This is a genomic window from Bdellovibrio bacteriovorus (assembly GCF_001592755.1).
Classification (GTDB): domain Bacteria; phylum Bdellovibrionota; class Bdellovibrionia; order Bdellovibrionales; family Bdellovibrionaceae; genus Bdellovibrio; species Bdellovibrio bacteriovorus_E.
Genome location: NZ_LUKF01000016.1, coordinates 238,036 through 260,193, shown reverse-complemented (window position 1 = coordinate 260,193; position 22,158 = coordinate 238,036). Strand labels below are relative to the sequence as shown.

Annotated in this window: 24 protein-coding genes; 16 read left to right on the top strand and 8 right to left on the bottom strand. The window is 45.5% G+C overall.

Annotated elements, in window-relative coordinates; translation table 11 throughout:
* Positions 1–2: 2 nt before the first annotated feature.
* The 11 genes from rplO (at position 3) to AZI85_RS10875 (ending at position 7,145) form a co-directional block, all read left to right on the top strand.
* A complete protein-coding gene (gene rplO / locus AZI85_RS10920) occupies positions 3–440 on the top strand; it encodes a 50S ribosomal protein L15 (RefSeq protein ID WP_063204844.1) in 438 nt (145 codons plus the stop codon).
* Positions 440–1,768, top strand: a complete 1,329-nt coding sequence (gene secY, locus AZI85_RS10915) for a preprotein translocase subunit SecY (RefSeq protein ID WP_063244096.1) — start codon at positions 440–442, stop codon at positions 1,766–1,768. Before rplO ends, secY begins: the two co-directional genes overlap by 1 nt.
* The gene (locus tag AZI85_RS10910) at positions 1,768–2,403 is read left to right on the top strand and encodes an adenylate kinase (protein WP_063204842.1); all 636 of its coding nucleotides are present in this window, start codon (positions 1,768–1,770) and stop codon (positions 2,401–2,403) included. Before secY ends, AZI85_RS10910 begins: the two co-directional genes overlap by 1 nt.
* A gap of 126 nt (positions 2,404–2,529) precedes the next feature.
* Complete coding sequence (rpmJ, locus tag AZI85_RS17540) at positions 2,530–2,643, top strand: 50S ribosomal protein L36 (RefSeq protein WP_080683743.1); 114 nt, start codon at positions 2,530–2,532, stop codon at positions 2,641–2,643.
* Positions 2,644–2,645: 2 nt separating this feature from the next.
* Complete coding sequence (rpsM, locus tag AZI85_RS10905) at positions 2,646–3,020, top strand: 30S ribosomal protein S13 (protein ID WP_063204841.1); 375 nt, start codon at positions 2,646–2,648, stop codon at positions 3,018–3,020.
* A 14-nt stretch (positions 3,021–3,034) separates the two neighbouring features.
* Positions 3,035–3,430, top strand: coding sequence for a 30S ribosomal protein S11 (gene rpsK / locus AZI85_RS10900; RefSeq protein WP_063204840.1), 396 nt, complete (start codon positions 3,035–3,037; stop codon positions 3,428–3,430).
* 12 nt (positions 3,431–3,442) lie between these two features.
* Entirely contained in the window at positions 3,443–4,069 is a 627-nt protein-coding gene (rpsD, locus tag AZI85_RS10895; RefSeq protein WP_041874790.1) for a 30S ribosomal protein S4, read from the top strand.
* 20 nt (positions 4,070–4,089) lie between these two features.
* Positions 4,090–5,121 carry a DNA-directed RNA polymerase subunit alpha gene (locus tag AZI85_RS10890; RefSeq protein WP_063204839.1) on the top strand — a complete coding sequence of 344 codons (1,032 nt, stop codon included), beginning with the start codon at positions 4,090–4,092 and terminating at the stop codon, positions 5,119–5,121.
* Between the two features lie 180 nt (positions 5,122–5,301).
* Entirely contained in the window at positions 5,302–5,832 is a 531-nt protein-coding gene (gene rplQ, locus AZI85_RS10885) for a 50S ribosomal protein L17 (RefSeq protein WP_063244095.1), read from the top strand.
* A gap of 275 nt (positions 5,833–6,107) precedes the next feature.
* Positions 6,108–6,464, top strand: a complete 357-nt coding sequence (locus tag AZI85_RS10880) for a hypothetical protein (RefSeq protein WP_063244094.1) — start codon at positions 6,108–6,110, stop codon at positions 6,462–6,464.
* A gap of 108 nt (positions 6,465–6,572) precedes the next feature.
* The gene (locus AZI85_RS10875) at positions 6,573–7,145 is read left to right on the top strand and encodes a TlpA disulfide reductase family protein (protein ID WP_063244093.1); all 573 of its coding nucleotides are present in this window, start codon (positions 6,573–6,575) and stop codon (positions 7,143–7,145) included.
* A 44-nt stretch (positions 7,146–7,189) separates the two neighbouring features.
* Here AZI85_RS10875 and AZI85_RS10870 read toward each other — a convergent pair whose 3' ends face one another.
* The 3 genes from AZI85_RS10870 to AZI85_RS10860 form a co-directional block, all read right to left on the bottom strand.
* Positions 7,190–8,272 carry a hypothetical protein gene (locus tag AZI85_RS10870; RefSeq protein ID WP_063244092.1) on the bottom strand — a complete coding sequence of 361 codons (1,083 nt, stop codon included), beginning with the start codon at positions 8,270–8,272 and terminating at the stop codon, positions 7,190–7,192.
* A 180-nt stretch (positions 8,273–8,452) separates the two neighbouring features.
* Positions 8,453–10,405, bottom strand: coding sequence for a TIGR03545 family protein (locus AZI85_RS10865; protein ID WP_063244091.1), 1,953 nt, complete (start codon positions 10,403–10,405; stop codon positions 8,453–8,455).
* 12 nt (positions 10,406–10,417) lie between these two features.
* Entirely contained in the window at positions 10,418–10,942 is a 525-nt protein-coding gene (locus tag AZI85_RS10860) for a TIGR03546 family protein (RefSeq protein ID WP_063204833.1), read from the bottom strand.
* A gap of 104 nt (positions 10,943–11,046) precedes the next feature.
* Between AZI85_RS10860 and AZI85_RS10855 the strand changes: the two genes are divergently transcribed.
* Positions 11,047–12,048: an HAD-IIIA family hydrolase gene (locus AZI85_RS10855; RefSeq protein WP_063244090.1), complete on the top strand. Its 1,002-nt coding sequence runs from the start codon at positions 11,047–11,049 to the stop codon at positions 12,046–12,048.
* Positions 12,049–12,096: 48 nt separating this feature from the next.
* Here the strand turns inward: AZI85_RS10855 and AZI85_RS10850 are convergent, their stop codons facing one another.
* From AZI85_RS10850 to AZI85_RS10840, 3 genes are read right to left on the bottom strand one after another with little or no spacing between them, the layout of a single operon-like run.
* Positions 12,097–13,092, bottom strand: coding sequence for a lysylphosphatidylglycerol synthase transmembrane domain-containing protein (locus AZI85_RS10850; RefSeq protein WP_063244089.1), 996 nt, complete (start codon positions 13,090–13,092; stop codon positions 12,097–12,099).
* A 36-nt stretch (positions 13,093–13,128) separates the two neighbouring features.
* Entirely contained in the window at positions 13,129–13,980 is an 852-nt protein-coding gene (gene kdsA / locus AZI85_RS10845) for a 3-deoxy-8-phosphooctulonate synthase (RefSeq protein WP_063244088.1), read from the bottom strand.
* On the bottom strand, positions 13,980–15,089 hold the full coding sequence (locus tag AZI85_RS10840) for a DegT/DnrJ/EryC1/StrS family aminotransferase (protein WP_063244087.1): 1,110 nt from the start codon (positions 15,087–15,089) through the stop codon (positions 13,980–13,982). The genes kdsA and AZI85_RS10840 overlap by 1 nt, the downstream gene beginning before the upstream one ends.
* Before the next feature lie 254 nt (positions 15,090–15,343).
* Between AZI85_RS10840 and AZI85_RS10835 the strand changes: the two genes are divergently transcribed.
* Complete coding sequence (locus AZI85_RS10835) at positions 15,344–16,711, top strand: mannose-1-phosphate guanylyltransferase/mannose-6-phosphate isomerase (RefSeq protein ID WP_253720977.1); 1,368 nt, start codon at positions 15,344–15,346, stop codon at positions 16,709–16,711.
* 58 nt (positions 16,712–16,769) lie between these two features.
* Here AZI85_RS10835 and AZI85_RS10830 read toward each other — a convergent pair whose 3' ends face one another.
* On the bottom strand, positions 16,770–17,681 hold the full coding sequence (locus AZI85_RS10830) for a murein L,D-transpeptidase catalytic domain family protein (protein WP_063244085.1): 912 nt from the start codon (positions 17,679–17,681) through the stop codon (positions 16,770–16,772).
* Positions 17,682–17,999: 318 nt separating this feature from the next.
* On the opposite strand from AZI85_RS10830, the gene AZI85_RS10825 reads away from it, so the two are divergent.
* A complete protein-coding gene (locus AZI85_RS10825; RefSeq protein WP_063244084.1) occupies positions 18,000–18,575 on the top strand; it encodes a hypothetical protein in 576 nt (191 codons plus the stop codon).
* A complete protein-coding gene (locus AZI85_RS10820) occupies positions 18,553–19,521 on the top strand; it encodes an HTTM domain-containing protein (protein ID WP_253720950.1) in 969 nt (322 codons plus the stop codon). Before AZI85_RS10825 ends, AZI85_RS10820 begins: the two co-directional genes overlap by 23 nt.
* Here the strand turns inward: AZI85_RS10820 and AZI85_RS10815 are convergent.
* Entirely contained in the window at positions 19,499–21,049 is a 1,551-nt protein-coding gene (locus tag AZI85_RS10815; protein WP_063244082.1) for an acyl-CoA dehydrogenase family protein, read from the bottom strand. The genes AZI85_RS10820 and AZI85_RS10815 overlap by 23 nt on opposite strands.
* Before the next feature lie 129 nt (positions 21,050–21,178).
* Here AZI85_RS10815 and AZI85_RS10810 point away from each other — a divergent pair, with 129 nt between their 5' ends.
* Entirely contained in the window at positions 21,179–22,075 is an 897-nt protein-coding gene (locus AZI85_RS10810; protein ID WP_081110990.1) for a S1 family peptidase, read from the top strand.
* Positions 22,076–22,158: the final 83 nt, after the last annotated feature.

The following is a 22,158-nucleotide window of genomic DNA, read 5'->3' as shown; positions in this document are numbered from 1 at the left end:
CCATGAGCTTGCTTAAAACACTTGCTCCCAAAGCGGGATCTAAGCACAGCCCAAAAAGAATCGGTCGTGGTATCGGTTCTGGTATGGGTGGCACTGCGACAAAAGGTCACAAAGGTCAACTAGCTCGTACTGGCGGACGTGTTCGCCGTGGTTTCGAGGGTGGTCAAACTCCTTTGCACCGTCGTTTGCCTAAGTTTGGTTTTAGCAACGTCGCGTTTGCTAACAAATTTGAGATTGTTAATTTATCACAACTTGCTAAATTTTCTGGAGAGGTAACTCCTGAAACTCTTCACCAAGCTGGCCTAATCAATGGCGGCGCGGTTAAGATTTTGGGAAATGGTGAGCTAAAAGCAGCTTTGACTGTTAAGGCTCATAAATTTTCAGAAAGCGCTAAGAAAGCTATTGAAGCTGCTGGCGGCAAAGTCGAGGTAATTAAGTAGTGTCTGCAATTGAGAGCATCGCAAAGAATTCTGATCTTCGTAAACGCATCTTGTTCACATTGGCAATGTTGGCTATTTACAGAATTGGCGTACACGTTCCGACTCCTGGAGTTGATGGAACAGCTGTATTGTCGTTCTTCCAAGCACAAAGCCGCGGAATCTTTGGGTTATTCAACACCTTCACGGGTGGTGCTCTCTCCCAATTCAGTATTTTTGCATTGGGTATCATGCCGTACATCTCTGCTTCCATCATTTTCCAACTTCTAACTTCAGCGATTCCATACTTGGAATCTTTGAAGAAAGAAGGGGAGCAGGGACGTCGTAAAATCAACCAATACACTCGTTATGCGACTGTAGCTTTGGCGGTTGTTCAAGGTTACGGTATCAGCAGCTGGTTGATGAATTCTACAAGCCCAGATGGTCGTCCATTAGTGATCGCACCTGAAGTGGCGTTCCTTCCATTCCAAATCATGACAATCATCACGTTGACAGCAGGTACTTGCTTCATCATGTGGTTGGGTGAGCAAATCACTGAAAGAGGTATCGGTAACGGTTCTTCTTTAATCATCTTCACTGGTATCGCAGCAGCGATCCCTGGTGGTGCTCAACAGCTTTGGGAACTAGTTCGTACAGGTGAAATGCGTTTTGTCCTAGCATTGTTGCTAGTGCTTTTCATGGTCGCTATTATTGCAGCGGTTATTTACATGGAAGTGGCACAACGTCGTATCACGGTTCAGTACTCTCAAAGACAAGGCGGCGGCGGAATGCAATCTATGCAAACTCCGACAAGCCACTTGCCTATTAAAATCAATTTCTCTGGGGTTATCCCACCAATCTTCGCAAGCTCCTTGTTGATGTTCCCTGCGACTATGGCGCAGTTCGTGAACACTCCTTGGTTGAAGTCTTTGCAAGATTCTTTGAACCCATCGGGCACGATCTTCAATATCATGTTCGTGGCTTTGATTATTTTCTTCTCGTTCTTCTATACAGAGATCGTCTTCAATCCGAACGACGTTGCTGACAACCTTAAGAAGTACGGTGGTTTCATCCCTGGCGTTCGCGCAGGTAAAACAACTGCTGACTACATCCAAAGAGTTCTTGAGCGCGTAAACGTGTTGGGTTGTATCTATCTTTGTACGATCTGTATCCTACCAGGCATCATGGCGACTCAGTTCAACGTTCCATTCCAATTCGGTGGAACAAGCCTTTTGATCCTAGTGGGTGTGGCGTTAGATACTGCTCAGCAAATTCAATCTCATATGATTACTCAAAAATATGAGGGCTTCCTTAAGGGAGCTAAAATTCGCAGCAGAAGGGTTCAGTTCTAATGAACGTGATCCTGTTTGGTGCCCCTGGGGCCGGAAAAGGTACTCAATCTGAACTCTTGATTAAACGCTTGGGAATGACGCAAATCAGCACCGGCGACCTGTTCAGAGCGGCTATTAAGGGGCAAACAGATCTTGGTAAAAAAGCCCAAGAATATATGGATAAGGGTCAGCTAGTGCCGGACAGTATCGTGATCGGCATGGTTGAAGAAGTTCTTCAAAAAGGAACTAAGAACTTTATCCTCGACGGATTCCCAAGAACTGCAGTGCAAGCTCAGGCTTTGGATGAGTTGTTAGTAAAAATGAATCTCTCCATCGGAAAAGCAATTTTTCTCGAAGTTCCGATGAGTATTTTGATGGATCGATTGACTGGAAGACGGGTCTGTAAAAATTGCGGATCTGTCTACCACATAGTCAGCAAGCCTACCAAGACGGAAGGCAAATGTGATGTTTGCGGCGGTGAAGTCATTCAAAGGAATGATGACAAGGCAGAGGTTATCGAGACTCGGCTTAAAACCTACCAAGAACAAACAAGCCCTTTAAAAGAGTTTTATAAAAAAGCAGGCAAATACGTAGAAGTGGACGGTAATAGAGACTCCGAAGAAGTCTATAAAGAGATCGAAAAAATAATAAAATAAGACGGCTGTATTATTTTTATCTCTAGACTTTAATGTTTTTCGGTGTTAGCGTGCCGGACCGCATTCGTGTTTTTGCTGATATTTTCGCTTCTTTTTCTGAAGCGGAACGAAGTATGGGAAGACAGTATGAAAGTAAGACCATCAGTTAAGAAAATCTGTAATAAATGTAAAGTTATCAAACGAAAAGGCGTTATTCGTGTTATTTGCGAAAACCCTAAACATAAGCAAAGGCAGGGTTAAACATGGCACGTTTACTTGGTGTCGACTTACCTAGAAATAAACGAGTTGAAATTGCTTTGACTTACATCTACGGCATCGGTCGTCCTCGTGCGGCTATGATCTGTAAGCAAGTTGGTATTCCTCACGATCTAAGAACTGAGGGACTAACGGACGAGCATATCGCTAAAATCCGTGGCATCATCGAGCAAAGCTTCAAAGTAGAAGGTGATTTGCGTCGTGAAGTTGGCCTTTCTATTAAACGTCTTATGGACTTGAACTGCTTCCGCGGTATCCGTCATCGTAAGGGCTTGCCTGTACGTGGTCAGAACACTCGTTCTAACGCTCGTACTCGTAAAGGTCCTAAGAAGACAGTAGCGAATAAGAAAAAAGCAGTCTAGGGAGTAGCTAGCACATGAACACTACTGACAATAAAAAAGTTGCTAAGAAAAAAGTTAAAAGAAACGTTCCTCAAGGGAACTGCTATATCCAAGCTGGCTTCGGTAACGTTATCGTTACGATGACTGATCCGAACGGAGCTACGGTGTCTTGGTCCTCTGCTGGACACCTTGGTTTCAAAGGAAGCCGTAAAGGCACTCCTTATGCAGCACAGTCCGCGGCAGAAGACGCTGCAAAAAAAGCTATGGAAGCAGGCATGAGATCTGTGGACGTTTATCTTAAAGGACCAGGCGCTGGTCGTGAACCTGCAATCCGTGCACTTGCTGCTACAGGTATGAGAATCTTGACTCTTAAAGATATCACTCCTGTTCCACATAACGGTTGCCGTCCGCCTAAGCGTAGAAGAATTTAATAGGAGTATATCGTGAGCTGCATTAACGAAAGCGTTTGTAAGCTTTGCCGTCGCGAAAACGTGAAACTTTTCTTGAAGGGTGACCGTTGTTACACTGATAAGTGTTCTTTCGAAAGAAGACCTTATCCTCCAGGACAACACGGTCAATCTCGTTTGAAGTTCTCTGAATTTGCACTTCAATTGCGTGAAAAACAAAAAACTAAGAGATACTACGGTGTTTCTGAGAAACAATTTGTGAAATATGTTACAGAAGCCAGCCGTTCAAAAGAATTGACGGGCACTGCGCTTCTTAAATTCCTCGAGACAAGACTTGATAACGTTGTATATGCTTTGGGATATGCAAACTCTCGTCGTGAAGCAAGGCAGCTTGTTAAACACAACCATTTCTTGTTGAATGGTAAGAGAGCTAACATTCCAAGCATCATCGTAAATAAAGGTGACGTTATTACGGTTGCGGAATCAAGCCGCGAAATGGGCAAAATCTTGGGCGCTATTCAATCAGTTGCTCGTAGATCTGTTCCAGCATGGCTTGAAGCTGATCATGCTAAATTCACTGGTACTGTTAAAGATCTTCCAACTCGCGAAGACGTAACAGTTGCTACTGAAGAAAACATGATCGTTGAATACTACTCAAGATAATTTTACCTCTCGGGGGAAGCATGCAAGAGCACTATTATAAGTTCTGGAGAGAGATGATCAAACCAAAGGGATTTGAGGTTGATCGTGATACTCTTCGTGATGACTACGCTAAATTCATTATCCGTCCCCTCGAAAGAGGTTTCGGGGTTACTCTTGGTAACTCCCTAAGAAGAATTCTTTTGAGTTCTATGATGGGTTCTGCAATTACGGCTGTTAAGTTTGAAGGCGTATTGCACGAGTTCACTACGATTCCTGATGTTCTTGAAGATGTTACTGACATTATCTTGAACCTTAAAGAAGTGCGTTTTAAACAATACACTTCTGATTCTGTTACTTTGAAGATCTCTAAAAAAGGTCCAGGCAAAGTAACTGCTGGCGATATCCAAGTTTCTGATAAGATCGAAGTTTTGAACCCAGATCTTCACATCGCTACTTTGGGTGGAAACGCAAACTTCAACGCGGAAATCGTTGTAAGTTTCGGTCGTGGTTATGTTCCTGTTGAAAACAGAGAAACTGACCTTCCAGTAGGTTTCATCGGCGTAGACGCTCTTTACAGCCCGATTAGAAAAGTAAATTACAACGTATCAAATGCACGCGTTGGTCAAAGAACTGACTACGATGCTTTGACACTTGAAGTATGGACAGATGGTTCTTTGAAACCAGAAGAGGCAGTTGCCCTTTCATCTAAAATCATGAAAGAACAACTTCAAATCTTCCTTACTTTCGACGAAACTATGGAGCCAGCTGAAGAAGCTCGCGAAATGGGTTCTCCTTCATTGAATGAGAATTTGTTCCGCTCTGTAGACGATCTAGAGTTGTCTGTACGTTCAGCTAACTGCTTGAAAAACGCTAACATCCGTTACATCGGTGAGTTGGTTGTTCGTTCTGAAGCAGAGATGCTTAAAACTAAAAACTTCGGACGTAAGTCTCTTAACGAGATCAAAGAGATCTTGGGCGAGATGGGTCTTGGCCTCGGTATGAAAATCGAAGGCTGGCCACCTCCGGGTTGGGATCCAAGTCAACCTCCTCAAAAGAGAGAGACTCCTCAGTAAGATTTAAAGGGAGTTCTGCTTAGGTAGAACTCCCATCGTTTTTTTAAGAATTGCCAATGATGGTGTTCTGGACAAGTGACCCTTGCGGGGGTTGCGGGGCAAGGAGCCCTTAAAAGTGACCCTTCGGGGTTCTATCGTGCTGATACCTAATACGGTCAGCCCGTTCAAACGGAGAACAAAATGAGTTCACACAGAAGAAGAGTAAAACATTTCGATCGTAAATCTGGCCCAAGAAAAGCTTTGTTGAGAGGTCTTGTAACTTCTCTTATCGAGCACGGCCGTATCACTACAACTGTTGACCGTGCTAAAGAAGTACGTCGTCACGTTGAAAGAGCTATCACTCTTGGTAAAAAAGGTGACTTGGCAACAACTCGTTTGTTGATGTCTCGCTACCCTAACAAAGAAGCTGTTAACTCGATCGTTACTGATCTAGCTCCACGTTTCAAGACACGCCCAGGTGGTTACACTCGTATCATCAAAATTGGTCGTCGTCCTGGTGACACTGCAGAGATGGCTTTCCTTGAGTTCGTAGACTACGATTTCGAAGCTAAAGGCGCTGCTAAAGAAGACGCGAAAGCGACTAAAGCAGAACCAAAAGCAGTAGCTAAAAAAGCTTCTGCAGCTAAGAAGGCAACTACTAAACAAGTAGCGGCTAAAAAGAAATCTGTTAAAAAGGCTCAAAAGAAAGACAGAGCAGCAGCTCGCGCTTAATTTTGAATCTCAAAAATAAGTTTTCAAAAAAGGCTCTGAGAAATCAGGGCCTTTTTCTTTTTGTGCCTAGTCCTTTTTATCCTTCACATTCATTTACGTAATATTCGTTTGTGCTTTACTAGGCGACTCGCGATGTGAACTTCTTTGGAGGCAGTCTCCTGGATTAGCTGTTACATTAAATTGGGGTGAGTAACGGGGCTTGAACCCTCGCATCCCATCTGTTTTCAAAAACTGCGACCACTTGACCAGATATAAGAATAACTCTTGGAGCTTGTATGAAGAATTTTTTGGCGATTTTCACTTGTGCTGAGAATAGTAAGGCTCATGAAGCGTGGAAAACGTTAAGTCCTGAAGAGCAGGCAGATCGTATGGAAAAGGGGACCGTCGCGCGCGAGCAGTGGGCGGTGAGGTATAAAAGCGCTGTCGTCTATGAAGGTGGGCCTTTGGGGAATACGAAGCTAGTGGATACTCAAGGTGTCCAAGATATCCCTGCGCTTCAAGGAAACTTTATCGTTGTGAAGGCCGAGTCTCTTGAAAAGGCGGCTCAGATGTTTTTGGATCACCCTCACTTTGCGATTTTTCCGGGTGATGGAGTTCAGGTCATGGAGATTTTGGATGCTCCACGAGGCTAGTTGGCAGTGCAACCTTTTGTCGCAAGCCGGGTATTGCGGAGCTCATTGATTGCTCTCCTCACAAGATTGACCTACAGTTTACGTGCTATCTGCACGTAAGGAGTTCCTATGAAACAACATCTTAAAGCTATTATCGTCGTTGTTATCTTCGCTGTTTTAGGAGTGTGGGGATTTAATCATTGGATGGGTTCTCGTGTGGAAGAGACGGGCGCGAACAACTATTCTGCTTTAGAGCGTATGGAAAAAGAAGGCGTGCCTAACTTCGAAGCGAAAGATCTGGCAGGACAAAGTTTTGAGTTAAAGTCCATGGAAGGTAAAATCGTTATTTTGAACTTCTGGGCTTCTTGGTGTGGGCCTTGTATTGAGGAAGTTCCGTCGCTTATCAAATTAGTGAAAGAATTTAAAGGCGATGTACAGCTGATCGCGATTTCCGGCGATAGCCTGCGCGAAGATATCGATGTCTTTATGAAGTCTTTCCCCGAGATGAAAGGCGAAAACATCAAAATCGTTTGGGATCAAGACCGTAGCTTGATGAAGCAGTTCCAGGTGGCTCGTCTTCCGGAGTCGATGGTTTTGGGTAAAGACCAGAAGCTTGTTAAGAAGATCGTAGGAACGATTGATTGGTATAACAAAGATTCAATTGCCTACGTAAATTCTCTTTTAGGAAAGTCAGCGCAATAGAAAAAGCCTTCGCCGGATCCTTAGCAAAGGCGGGAATGAGATTCTTAATCTTTACAGTCGTACATCAAGTCGATTTGGGTTCCTTCAACTAGCGGGTAGCTGAATTTCAGAACTTTTCCGTCGAGTTTAATTCCGGGGACTTCAAGTCCTCCGATTCTTACTTTCAACGTACCCTCCGCAGGGTCGCACTGCAGGTTCAAAGAGGACAAAGAGTTCACGATCTTGTCGCGGAAGTTATTGAGGTTGGCGCTATAATCGGCATCACAAATACTGCCGACGCCTCCGTCCGTAAGGCGCGACATTTCGGAATAAACGTATCCGGGATGGCTAGGCGAAACGTTTTGGTCTTGCTCCGCCTCACACACGGAATCACCGGGTTTCACAATGATAGAGCTAAAAGTGAAGCGCAAGTCTTGACCAAAAGTGCTGTGCGCTACATCTAACAATGTCGTAGGTTGGTCCGAAGATTCCATAGGCTGGAAAACGCCGTCGGCATCGTTGGGCTTCACGCGGCTGGCGTTGCCTCCGACAGAGCGTTCGTCTTCGTCAGAAATTACGATGACGGAAACAGCGGCCCCAGGACGATAACAGCTGTGAGAAGTATCTAGGAAATTATCGTGAGTCGCTTTGATGGCGCGCTCATCACCCGAGTTAGAGCCACCAATAGTTAAAGCATTCACTGTGGAAGTGAAAATCGTATTGAGGTTCGCCGTGCCTTTTTTTAGCAAGTAAGCGGGACCTGATGAAGGTGAATAGCTGTTCCAGTTTAAAGGCTTACCGTAAACAAGCGAGCCGCCTTGAGAAGTTCCTCGAGTCGTGGTTAAGCACATCTGCCAATCGATGTTGCTGGCATCCAATGAGTTCACAAAGCTTGACATGCGCGCGGCCAATTTTTGCAGCTCAGGCAGCATCGAGTTTGAATCGTCCAAAACCAAAAGGAAGTCGACTTGCTTATTTCCATAAGCAACCACTTCCGTGGATGTCACCGTTTTAGAAGGCGTTGGCGGGACGATAGAAGCCTTATCCTGTTCGGGAACAGGGGTGAAGTTCATCTTGGCGCAAGCCGTGCCGAGGGTGGCGATCACACAGCTAAGAATCAATTTTGAAGTTGGAATCGAAGCTTTCATATTTACCTCATCGTCAGGCTAGCATGAAAACTTGTGCTAAAAAAAGGGGCAGGGTCAAAAAAGTGAGGCGAATTTAGAAGTAAAAACAGTAAGTTAGGGAATGTGTCGAAGCTCTTTACAGGTCCTGTAGAGAGCTTCGACACTCTCGAAAAAATATCTTAGACAGAAAAATTGGAAATCTTAGAAACCGAATTTTTCTTTCAAAGAGTCCAAAGCTTTCTGGCCTTCTTTTTCTAACTGCTTGCGGCCTTGGTTCTCGGCATCTTTCTTCGCTTGATCAATGCGGGACTCGGCTTGTTTGCGTTGAGTCTCGATTTGCGCTTGGGCTTTTTTAACTTCGCCATCGAATTGACCGCGCAATTGATTTAGCTGAGCCTCTACTTGCGCGCGTTGCTTACCGATCTCTTGATCGACAACAGCTTGAATGCGTGCGCGAGCTTCATCGACTTTCGCTTGAATTTGTTTCGAGAAACCTTGCTGCAATTCAGGTCCCAGGTTCGAGTTGATGTTCAGTGGAATATCCGGGAAGTCGCCCTGGCCATTGACTGTCAAAGTCACTGCAGGAATTCCTGCAAAAACGGCTTTCAAAATCTGGTCGGCCACTTCGTTCTTCGCGGAAATCGCATAGTCGACTTTCGTGAACTTATTGTTCATCGCCAGAACGATATTTTTAAGGCCGACTACTTTACCTTCAATGCCCATAGCTCCAGTTGCTTTGTTGAAAGCAATAGACACATCCGGAGTTTTTACCAGGTCTTTGCCCAATATTGAGTACGCATCAACATTGAACTTGTAGGCGATTACACTCAAAGCTTTCGTGTTGTCTAAAGAAAGACGCAACAAGAAGCCAAAAATCTCTTTAGACGGGAAGTCACCGGCCAAAGTCGCGACCGTAGGCTTGCCTACAAGACGTTGATTTGAAGTGATATCTAAAATCTCACCTTTGATATTGCCGGCATCGGGAGTCACTCCGGCTTGCGAGCTGACCGCGGTGCGCTTCACCCAAAAAAGTGGATAGGAGTTCGCGCGACCGAATTCGTAGCTGATACCTTTTTCTCGTGGGTGTGGTTGGATCGCAATGTCTTCGCCCTTTTTATCCTTCTTCATTAGGTTGGGTGGAAGATATTTATCCGCCATTTCTTTGTAGCGATAAAATTTCGATTTGTACGGCGCTAGATACTTATTAAACATCGCACGAGTCATGGCTTTCGCGTCTAGTTGAGGAATGCGGAAGTGCTGCTCTAAAGAGCTGATGTCCGTTTTGATTTGCTTTTCGATGTCCTTGTACTGCGTTTCTACGGCTTTAAGGTCTTTACCTAGGTCATCGCCCGTAGTCTGTACCTGTTTGTACATGGCATCGCCATCTTTAAGGACTTTATCCAATTCTTGTACGGAAGTTTGCAACTCCTGCGGAGTTTTGAAATCTTTGTATTTAATTTTATTCAAACGCTCGTTCAAAGCGCGAATGTCTTTTTCTTGAGGCAAGGTCTTAAGACGTGCGTCCCAAGCTTGTTGTTTGCCTTTCAAATCCGCATCGAACTTTTCGAGCATGGCTTTCGAAGGCAGGCTTTCTTGAAGCTTTTGGAGTTGGACGTTGGCGTCGGTTCCGCCCAGCATAGCAATGACGTCCCCAAGAACATTATCGCCGTATTCCTCTTGAGCTTCTTTCAGGGCCTGGGCTTTCAATTTTTCAGTCATGCTAGGTTGGCCATCGTCGGGCTCTGGAGGCTTCACCTTGCCTGGCTTTTTTCTTAGAACACCGAATTCAATTTGCTCAACGGCGGCTTCGTTAACAACCACCTTGGCACGAAGAAGGGCATCCCAAAGCATTGAAAAACGGATGTCGCCAATTTTAATAGAGTCGTGAGTGGGGCGCTCTGCATCTGTGACTTCAATGCCTTGAATGCGAAGGCTCGCGTTAAAGAAGCTTGTTTCAAGCTTTGCGATGTTTACTTCAGCTCCCACGGCATTGTATCCGGCCCATTCAAGCGCCCGTCGTAGATGCGTATCAAAGAAGAAGTGGAAGTAAAGCGCGATGATGGCACAGATGATCGCAAAAGGAATGATGGCTTCCCAGCGGATGATGCCTTTTTTCTTGAGGGGCTTTGCAGTGTCTTGTGTTGTGTTTGCCATTTTTATTCCGCCTTATCCGTAAAGCTCATCGTATTTAAGATACCAGTTGTAAAACTTCGTTGCGGCGAAGGCTTTCCAGAACTTCGTATTCTTAAAGCGAGCCACGACCGTTGCGCGATATTTGATGATCATGATTTTGAAACCGACAAATGCGAATGGCAGAAGCAGAAGTGAAACAATCATGGATCCCATCACGATGCTGTTATTAAAACGGGTCATCGGAACAAAAGGCATGTTGTACATCGTCGTGAATAAAGGACGAAGCCCCTCTGTTTCTAAAACCGCTTTACCCAAAAGATGCGCGGGATAGTCGAACAGAAATGCCACGAACTTGAAAAAGAAAGCCGAGATAAAAGCGGCGCCGATTTGCACGCGGAAAATAAAAATTAAAAAGAAAACGATCAATGTTTGAATGGATAGGACGGGAGAGAATCCAAGAATTAATCCCAGTGATAATCCCACAGCCAGTTGATTCGTTCCTGTGTCTGAATTCAGGAGCTTTAAAAAATTGAAGATCTGCTTCAGTAAGAGAGTCATGTCGTTCCTCCAGGTGAAATTCTAATAAGCTAAAATGCAAGGCGGCAAGTAGAAAGCCGAGGACACGGGAGGCAACTTGTCGTAAAATAAGGCACAGAAAATCAATGGCTTCTGACACGGGGATTTTTAAGATGATGCAGTGGGAAACTCTGATTCGGGAAACAGTTCAAATGGGTGGACAGCTTGTCTTCCTTAAAGACAAAGCTCCGGTGGATCAGGATATGTATCTTGAAACCTTGTTAAGCCATTTTCGTTACGAGATCCCTTTTGTCAGACGCTCGGTCGCGGATATTCAGTCGGCCACTTTTCGAACCAAGGCGACGGACCTGATTCTGTTTTTTGAAGAGCAAGGGGAGCTGATCGACGCCTTAAACTCGGTTCTGCAGGGGCAGCGTTTGATTCTCGCTAAGAAGAATTTCGTTAAGACTCCTTTTGTCGATTTTGTATGGTCCGATTGTAGTTTGAATGACTGGACGCAAGTTTTAGGATCATTGAAGCAAAATTGGAAAAAACCTCCGGCACTCCCGCAGTTTGGAGAGGCAAGCCAGGCTCCGTGTCTTTTCTTAGATCGCGACGATGTTGTGGTTAAGAATGTCCCGTACAATAAAGAAGCGCAAAAAGTGCAATTACTGCCGGGAATCATTGAACTGATCAACTCTGCTCATAAGAAGGGTTACTGGGTTGCTCTTGTAACGAATCAGTCAGGCTTGGGACGCGGTTGGATTTCCTGGAAAGAGTATCAAGCCGTGCACCAACAAATGCTATCGCTTTTGGCCGAAAAAGGAGCCTGGATCGACGAATGTGTTTGGTCGAGCTTTATTGAGGAAGGTGTGCCTGTTGGAAATCTTTATGCCGGCCTTCGCAAGCCTCGCGCCGGTATGTTGCAAATGGTGGATGAAAAACTGCATGTCCGAATGGAGACTTCCATTTTAGTGGGTGACAGTGCTTCTGATATTCTTGCGGGATATTCTGCGGGAGTGGGTCGTTTATATCTTTTGTCTTCAGATAAGCTCGTTAAAGAACAAGCGTCGTTAGAAGAATTTAAGAAGAAGGATCCACGCCTTCAGTATGAGTGGGCACAGACTTTCGCCGACATCATTTTGTAGAACGGCCTCTCAGTCTGGAGCACAGAAAAAGGCTGTCTTGATTTATAATTAAGTTTCTTGCTCGATTTCTTTGGTTTCGACTCGGTCTTTGCGGCGAAGATAAAAGAAAGCTCCGCTTAAGCTGATGACGAAAGTCCCAACTTGGAAAGCGGTGATGACCGTGGGTCCTAATTCGATTTGTTTTCCTACGTAGAGATTAAATAGGAAGTAAAACGCCGCTTGTCCCACACCCACACCAGCAGGGGAGATAGGAATCGCTGTCGCCATAAATCCAAGTGGTGCAACGAGGAAGTATGTTCTTGCAGAGACCTCGTCAAAGCCCGCCATTCTGCCGGCAAGATAAAGAAAAGCAATCGAGCAAGCTTGTGAAACCAAGCTCATCAAAATCACGGCAATAAAACGTTTTCCGTCTTTTCCATAAAGATGCATGCTTTCATAAAGTTTCAAAAACTTTTCAGAAAGGGGAAGCATGGCGATGCCTTTCTTAACGGCCCCGCTATCGTACAGTTTGACGGAAAAAATCATGCTGAGGGCTATAAGAAACGCCACGAACAAACCGCAGATAAAATAAAACAAAGTTAAAAGAGCGGGTGTTTGCACGATGTGATTGAGGTCATAGAACATCACTAGCAGGGCGAGTAAAATCATCGCAAAAAGGCCCAAGACGCGATCCATAAGAACGCTTGTGACGGCCACGACTTTGCTGCCGGGGTTTTCGCGTGTGAAGTAATAAGCCTTAATGACGTCTCCGCCAACGCCACCGGGCATTGCGAAATTAAAGAAAGCGCCAATTAAAGTCAGCTTGAAAACAGGCCAAGAACGGGCCGGAAGACCTTGAGAGCGAATCAGAATGCGCCAGCGTTCACTAGCGAAGAAAATATTAAGCGCCACCAGCGATAAAGCTGTTACTGCCGCCCAAGGAGTCAGAAGATTCTTGAGAGCAGAGAAGTTTAATTTTCCTGATTGGATCAGCCAAAAAATAATCGCCGCAGAAAAGGCGATTTTTAAAGACTGAACCAGGAGCTTTTTCGTGTGCTTAACCATGGTTCAGTCTTACTTGAATTCAGGACGGAACTCTACTTAGAAATGAGTCGTCCAGATTTTTTTAAGATTCGTAAGAACAGTTTCAAGATTTTTAAGTGGTAATGACGTCGGTCCATCACACAAAGCCTTTTCAGGGTTTGGATGAGTCTCAAGGAAGATACCATCAACACCCACTGCCATCGCAGCACGCGCTAAAGGCCATACCATGTCACCACGACCTCCGCTGCTTTCGCCCGTTGCACCTGGCAACTGTGTCGAGTGCGTGCAATCCATGATCACTGGGAAACCCAAACGGCGCATTTCCACAAGGCCCGTCATATCGTTGATAAGACGGTTATAACCGAAAGTCGTTCCGCGTTCGCAAAGAAGGATTTTATCATTTCCAGCGTTCACGGCTTTTTGAGCAATCGCTTTCATATCCCAAGGAGCCAAGAATTGACCCTTCTTGATATGAATCACTTTGCCTGTTTTCGCTGTTTCCACTAGCAAGTCTGTTTGACGAGAAAGGAATGCAGGAATTTGCAATACATCAGCAACTTCTGCAGTCTCTTTTACTTGAATCGTTTCGTGAACGTCTGTCAAAAGAGCGCAGCCCAGCTCGCCTTTGATTTTTTCAAGGCTTTTTAACGCCGAGTTCACACCCGGGCCGCGGAAACTTGCAGCACTTTGACGATTGGCTTTATCAAAAGAGCATTTCAAGATCCAAGGAATGCCCAAAGCTTTTGTGACTCTTTGGATTTCTTTTCCTGTTTCGAGAACCATGCCTTCATCTTCGATAATATCAGGACCGGCGAACAAGACGAAATTTTTGCCGTCGCCCCAAGTGATAGTTTCACTGCCGTTTTTTAGTACGACAGGTTTATTCAAAGGACCAAAACCGGTATTCATTAGAACGCCCCTTTAACTGCTGCGATGATTTTATCTTGAGTCGCATTGTCCATATCAGGATACATAGGCAAGCTGATCACGTGTTCTGCGGCCCAACGAGCCATTGGCAATTCTTGTTTTGGATCTGCCGTGTGCTCTTTGTACCAAGGTTGATCTGGCATAATGCGTGGGTAGTGGATAGAAGTCGGAACACCCGCATCCGTCATTTTCTTTTGGAAAGCCGCACGGTCTTTCACCGTCAATGTGTATTGAGCCCAAGCAGATTTGTTGTGAGACTCAACGAATGGAGTTGAGAAACCATCTGCTTTGATTGAAGAAAACGCATCGTTGTAGCGATCTGCTACGCGCTGACGTTGTTCCAATTCCCAATCGTATCTTTCCATTTTAGCAAGAAGGATCGCACATTGGATCGTGTCCAAGCGGCCGTTGATACCAAGGCGAGTGTGGTAGTAACGAGATTCAGAACCGTGTTCGCGGATTTCTTTGATGATCTTTACCAAATTGTCGTCGTTCGTGAAGATCGCGCCACCATCACCGTAACAACCCAAAGGTTTTGCCGGGAAGAAGCTTGTTCCTGTCGCTGTTGTTAAGCTGCCGCTGCGTTTGTCTTTGTAGCGAGCGCCGAAGCTTTGTGCCGCATCTTCAATAACCGCCAAATTGTGTTTTTTTGCGATCTCGTTGATTTTGTCCATCTCTGGCATTTGGCCGTACAAAGAAACAGGCATAATAGCTTTTGTACGTGGAGTGATCGCCGCTTCGATTTTCGTAACGTCGATATTGAAAGTTTTTGGATCAATGTCGACATAGATAGGTTTTGCACCCGCAAGAACGATAGTTTCTGCTGTGGCGATGAAAGAGAAAGCTGTCGTGATAACTTCGTCACCTTGGCCGATGCCCAAAGCCATCAAAGGAACCCACAAAGCGTCTGTACCGTTGGCGATTGTAAGACAGTGTTTTACGCCGACGTATTTTGCGAGTGTTTGTTCAAGTTCAACAACCTCAGGGCCGTTGACGTAAGCGCCGTGATCCAAAACTTTTTGAATGCGAGAGTCGATATTGGTTTTTAAAGCCTTGTACTGAGACTTAAGGTCAATAAAAGGGATAGACATTTTGAGAGCCTCCAAACTAGTGTTTTTAAAACAAAAAAAGTATCCTCCTCTTCGAAAGAAAAGTCCACGCTGACAAGGCTTTACGGCTTTGGGTCGAGAGCATTTTTGTCCACTGTGGTGAGGAAGCTACGCCGGCTGTTTACAAAAGGCCTCAGTTTTATGACCAAATGCCCCAAATCTGTGACTATAATTACGCACTTAGACGGTTTAGTGATATAGATTGTGAACTTGGTTCGGAGGTACTTTTGATACCAGTGATACTCTCTGGGGGAAGCGGAACGCGCTTGTGGCCGGTCTCTCGCCAGCATATGCCTAAACAATTTTCTGAGATTTTTGATCAACCTTTGCAGACGATGACTTTGCAAAGATGTTTAAAATTGGGCTCTCCGTGGATCGTGACTTCCAAGGCCTTAGAGACTTTGACGGAGCTTAATTTAAAACAAAACAAAGCCACTTCGGTGCAAGTCGTTTACGAACCGATGGGGAAAAACACGGCTCCTGCCATCGCAGCTCTTTGCCATCTTTTAGCGAAAAAAGGTTTGAGCAATGAAGTCGTTGCGATTTTCCCTTCCGATCACTTGATTGCTGAAGAAGAAAACTTTCTTGAAGTCGTCAACTTCGCTCAAACTGTGGCGGATGAAAACCGCGTTGTTACTTTAGGGATCACGCCTTCGTATCCGGAAACGGGTTACGGTTATATTCAAACACGTGCGGTCAGTCTGAAAGAACAAGGTGCGCACAAAGCGTATTCTGTTGTGAAATTCCACGAAAAACCGGATTTGCAAAAAGCCAAAGAGTTTATTGCTCAAGGAAGTTTCAGCTGGAACGCGGGAATTTTTGTTTTCAAAGTGTCGCACATGATCAGCTTGTTTGAAAAACATCAGCCGGAAATGTGGAAGCAGATTTCAAATCTAAAAGAAGACTCTTCGAATCTGGCCGAGATCTACGGAAAAGTGCAAAGCATTTCGATCGATTACGCGATCATGGAAAAACTAGGCGGCGAAGAGCTGACTTGTATTCCCGCGGAATTCGGTTGGAGCGATGTGGGTTCTTGGGATGCGGTTTCTTCTTTGAAGAAAAGCCACGACCTCATCAACGTCAAAGGGCATAACAACTTCGTCTTCGGCCCTAAAGAAAAAAATTATTCGTTGGTGGGCTTGGATGACGTGATTGTCGTCGACACTCAAGACGCTTTGATGTTGGTTAAAAAAGGTTTGTCTCAAGATGTTCGTCACGTGGTGGAAACTTTGACTCAGCATAAATCTTCCCTCGTGAAAGATCATGTGTTTGAGTATCGCCCTTGGGGTTACTTTGAGATTTTGAAGGACACGCCTCATTTTAAATCCAAAGTCATTCGCGTGAATCCGCACTCTCAGATTTCGTATCAATCGCATGCAAAGCGTGAAGAGCATTGGACGATCACTGTGGGCTCTGGCGAAGTGGTACTCAATGATGAGGTCATTCCGGTCAAGGCGGGGACGCATATCCATATTCCATTGGGCGCAAAACACCGTATTCGCAATAACACGAATGAGATGCTGGAATTTGTGGAAGTGCAGCTGGGAAGCTACTTTGGCGAAGACGATATCGTCAGATATCAGGACGATTACAAGAGGTCCTAAAAACAAAAAGGGATGCTGTGAAAAGCATCCCTTTTTTATTTTTATTGTCCGACGAAAATTATTTTTGTTCTGTCGGCGCCGGAGTCGCGATTTGTTCGCGAGGCGCTGGCGTTGGGACAGGAGCATTGGCCAATTCACCGACAGACTCTTGCTTCACCTCGGCGGTTTTGATCGGAGCTCCACCGTTACGAATAGATTCTTCCTCTCCTGGTAAATCGATGTCCTCGTCATCACCATCGTGTTCAACTTCTTGAAGAGTCGGGTTCTTCGTAGACGCCTTGATCAAGTCTTTATGATAGGCATAGATAACGCCGCCTTCTTTAAAGTTATTGATCATCTTAGGTAAGATTCCAGGCGCCACCGCTGGGCAACCCCAGCTGCGTCCCAAACGGCCTTGCGATTTCACGAAATCTTCAGAAACATAGTTTGCTGCGTGCATGACGATATCACGCTCTGCCGCCTTGCTATTCGTCGTTTCCAAACCATACAGGTTCAAGGATTCACCATGTGAACCATAGTAAGTGCTGCCTCCCAGGTAGAACCCTAGTGAAGACATTTTTGATCCGTCGATATTTGAAAACTTCGAAGCCACTTTCACGCCAGAACCTTTGCCGTGAGCGACAAAGTGTTTTGAAACGGCGCCGGTTTTTAAGTTCATAACGAACAGGCGACGTTCGCTGGATGGCAACGAGAAATCGATGATCGCCGCCATGTTGTCGTCTTTAATCGTGACTTCTTTTTCGGTCATGAAAGTGGCCGTGCGACCACGCACCTTAGTGCGAACGCGAACAGTTTTACCGCCATTGACATCCAAGAATTCAAAAGTTCGTTGAAGGGCGGCTTCGGGAATCCCTTGTTTCTTAAAAACATCATAAAGAGGTACGTTCTTAATCTTGACGTCATAGATGCTGCCAGCCCAGCTTTGTAAGCTTAGGAGCGTGACGGAAATGAGGCTTAGTGCTTTGAACATGAGAGGTTCCTATTTAAAAATGATTCCACAATCTGGGGTTCGTAATACAAGGTGTGTGCCACAGTCTTTGGGTGACCATAAGAAACTGGTTTTACCCTCGCGAGCAATCCTTGTTGCTGAGTGACCTTCTACGTCCCCAATGGCCATAAGTTTTACACAGGTCCAAGAGGTTCCACGTAAGTGTCCGTTATCTTTCTTAAGCCCTAGAAATCTAAGTGCGAGGTTATTTAATCTACTTTGCCCGAATGAAAATGGACCGGACAGGAGGCGTGGAAGTAGATTGCCCTGCTGGATTACAAGAAAAAGGGTGGGTGACTGATGGCTAAGCTAAAAAAGGCGCTGATTTCTGCGTTTATTGCTGTCCATATAATAATGTTAGTAACGGCAGGGCTTCCGGATCGCAGTGTGGTTGGCGATAGAATTTTAAAATCGCTGGCGCGCTATCAAATATTTTTTGCGCTTGATCAGCCTTGGAGTATGTTCGCGCCGAATCCGTCGGCAGTGAATTCGTACCTGACGGCGACGATTAACTTTAAAGATGGATCCACAGAACAATGGACGTTCCCGCGTCCTTCGCAAATGGATAGTTTTGATCGCTTCACATCCGGAGAAAGATTTAGAAAATTCCAACAGGATAACCTCATCCCCATGGAGAAAACCGACTTGTGGTCTGATCTGGCGAAGTATGTATCACGTGAGGTGATGAAACTAGAAAAACAGGGGCGCGGACGCGAGTTTGAATCTCTGGAATTTTATCGCCATCACAATATTGTCGCGGCTCCCACGAAAGTTTTTATTCCCCATGGAACATTAAGCAGCAAGTTCACTTCTGAAAATGTTTTCCAATTTAAACCCCATCAGCAGGTTCGCCATGAAGCTAACAACAATAACTAGTTCATTGAACGATTTCTTTTTTAAGCCGCAACCCGTTCATAGCGTGGCCATCTTGCGAATCGCGTTTGGGGTAATTCTACTGATTAATTGGTTTATGATGTGGAGCCATCTGGATATATTCTGGGGCGTTGATGGACTTTTGAGTCTGCCAACCGCGCTTAAATTTAGTCATGGCTTTCGATTCAATCTGTTTGAGCTCTTTCCGAATCAAGCCGGGGTGGCGGAGTTGCTAGCTCTGTTAAATCTGTTGGGTGCTATCGGGGTGCTTTTGGGATGTTTTACTCGCACATCAATCGCAATTGCATTCTTCACGTTGCTTTCGTTCCATAATCGAAACGTTTTTGTTTTGAATAGTTCTGATGTCGTGATTCGCAATTTCCTGTTTCTTTTATTTTTCACTCCGGCGGGCGCTTTGTATTCTTTCGACCGTTGGCTATTGATTAAAAGAAAAAAGCTTGCGGCCGATACTGTTCCTGAAAAAGCGCCGTGGGCTTTGCGTCTGATTCAGATTCAGTTTAGCGTGATTTACATCGCAACAGTGATGTTTAAAATGAAAGGGCCTTTGTGGGCTGACGGTACGGCTGTTTACATTGCCACTCGTTTGGATGAGTTCATGCGGGTGCCACTGCCCATCTTAAATGATATGATGGCGATTAAGTTTTTAACTTGGTCTACTTTAATCATTGAGTTTTCTTTAGGGACACTCGTATGGATTCGTGAATTCCGTTACTGGGTTTTGCTTGCGGGAATCGGCCTGCATTTAGGCATTGAAATTTCGATGAGCATCCCCCTCTTTGAGTGGGTTATGATCGTTGGAATGCTGTGTATGGTGGAATCTCGAGACATCCAGTGGGCGCTTGATGCCGCAAAGAAGGGAACTCTGTTTGCAAAGTTCACTCTTCCTCGCGGGCTCTTGAAGACTGCTAAAGCGAATATTCGTGGATAAGACTTTCGCACATTAAATCGCCGACCATGAAGGCCAGACGGCGGGCATGGGCTTCCCATTCTTCAGGGGAGCCCTTCGCTAAAGCGCCGATCTGCTTCTGTAAAATCGTCCATTTATCAATAAAGGCAGGCGCGGAGTCTTTCATCGCTTGGCAGTTTTTAAAATACTCCATCAAAATCGGCAGCGCCTGTTCTTTTTCAAATGCACGCAGCATATCTAATGAAAGGACGTTGGTGGTCCCTTCCCAGATTGAAAACACCTGGGCGTCACGTAAAAGCCGCGGTAAACCTGTGTCCTCGACGTAACCAGCTCCGCCGAACATTTCGACGACTTCGCTGGAAATTTGAATCGATTTTTTTGCCGTGTAGAGTTTTAAAATCGGTGTTAACGAGCGTAAGAGGACTCTTTGCGACGCGGAAATCTCGCCGACCTCTTCTTGGCCTAAAAGATGCGCGACAAAAAAACTAAACGCAAAACAGCCACGGAAGTCTGCTTCCAAGGCATGCAAAGTTTCGCGATGCAGAGGGTGGTCCATTAAAAGTTTTCCGAAAGCTTTGCGTTTGCGTGAATAGTCTTGAATCAGATCTAAAGCGCGGCGCATGTGACCTAAAGCGCAGATGGAGTTATAAATGCGCGTGATATTTAAAACGCTGGCGATTTTTTTAATTCCGTCGCCTTCGCCACCCACGATGCGTGCGGGCGTACCTTGCAAGCTCAGCTCGGCAGTCGGCAGAGCTTTTGTTCCTAATTTATCCTTAAGACGATGAATCTGAATGTTATTCAACTGACCTTGGTTGTTGCGAAGCTCAAGGTAAAACAAGCTTAAACCTTTTGAACCAGCGGGAGCCCCGTCGGGTCGAGACAGGGTTAAAGCCATTTGCGACGTTGTAGCAGACGTGAACCATTTCGTACCGTGCAAAGCATGGGTTGCGGAAAACGCACTTTCTCCAGAGAAAGGGTGAGCATCGGTCGAAGTACCGCTGACATCAGAACCACCAGTTCTTTCTGTCATCCACTGACCTGCGGTCCAAAATGTTTTGGGGTCCCGTGATAAGAGGTGAGGCAGGGCGCGCTCTTTCAGGTCATTACCAGCGTAAAGCTCTAAGGCGCGAGCCGCGCCGTCGGTCATGGCCAGTGGACAAGAAAAAATCGCCGAGCTTGGCGAATACAAATAAAGCAGAGCCATCTGATAGACGCGGGAAAAAGATCCGAACTTTCGATCATAAGCTGTCGCCACGATGCCTTCGGTGGCCGCCACTTTTTCTAATTCCTTCCAGCCATTGGAAGTTTTAATTTCGTCAATGCGTCGACCCCAAGGGTCAAAGGGGATGTGTTGAGGAGGTTGAGCTTCGGCTTCCGCAGCCCACGCCAGCATATCCGTGACGGCTCTTTCGCCGAGATGATCTAAATGGGGAAGCGCGGTTTTCTGCACATCGGGTGGCAGAATTTTTTTAAGAAATTTTTGAAGAGTTTCATCAGCACGATAAGTGTTCGTAAGGCGAGGGCCTTCTTGATAAAAATTTTTCATACCTGATAGTTTAGGCTTTCAGAGGAAAAGGGCAACAATATGTCATTCGACCAAGCCTTTTTTTAAAAAGATGTTGCTGATTTGTAAGCTTGTTTTTATAAGAGCCCTCTTTTGTTTTAAGGGGTGGAAATGTCTCGTAGTGTCTTGGTTTTAGGTCTTATTGCTTTGGTGTCCTGCACACCTAAATCTCAACCGGGTGTGGAACTTAAAAAGGATGCTGCAATTATGGGCGGTAGTATGGTCGCAGAAAACGCCGCCATCGCTTCAGGAATCGTCGGCATCTATGATACCCAAGACAATTCTATCTGCACGGGCTCGTTGATTTCAGAAAACCTGGTTTTGACAGCCGCTCACTGTGCGACATCAAAGCCTTCGAAGCTTAAAATCGTTTTCGGTGTCGATATTGATGCCACAATGTCGATCCGCGAACCTGATGTGCAACAAGAACTGACTCGCACTGTCAGCGCCATCCAAGTTCATTCTTCTTATAAGCCAGAAGAACAAGAAGAAAAAGAAACGGACTGGGGCGATATCGCGATCCTGAAATTCCCGGGGAAACTTCCTGCCGGATATAAACCGGTAGCTCTTCTTCAAGACGACAGCATTTTAAAAAAAGGTTTTGTAGTGACTTTAGCCGGCTATGGCGTCTCTCATATCGATCTTGAACCGATCGATGCCCGTAAAGTTCGCGATATCGAAGAAGCCATTGAGTACGGTGAAGTGATCTGCGACGACAACCTAAAAAATTGCTTGAAGGTCGATATGTCGGGCGACGGAGAACTTCGTCAAACGACAGCACCCGTATCGTTTTTAACTGAAACAGAAGTCTTTTTGGATGAATCCAAAGGCCGCGGCACTTGCAGTGGTGACTCTGGCGGTCCTGCGTATGTACAAAAAAATGGCCAGTATTTCCTTTTCGGAATTACGAGTCGTGGAAGTCAGCTTTGCGATAGCGTGGGTGTTTACACCAACACGGTTTACTATAATAACTGGATTCGCGAAACGGCGCTTAAGTTAAGCAAATAATCCGTCACGGAAAAAAAAGAATAAAGCGAAATGGGATGGCCTAACCTAAGCCATCCCATTTGTTTTTTTGCACAGGCGGTGTT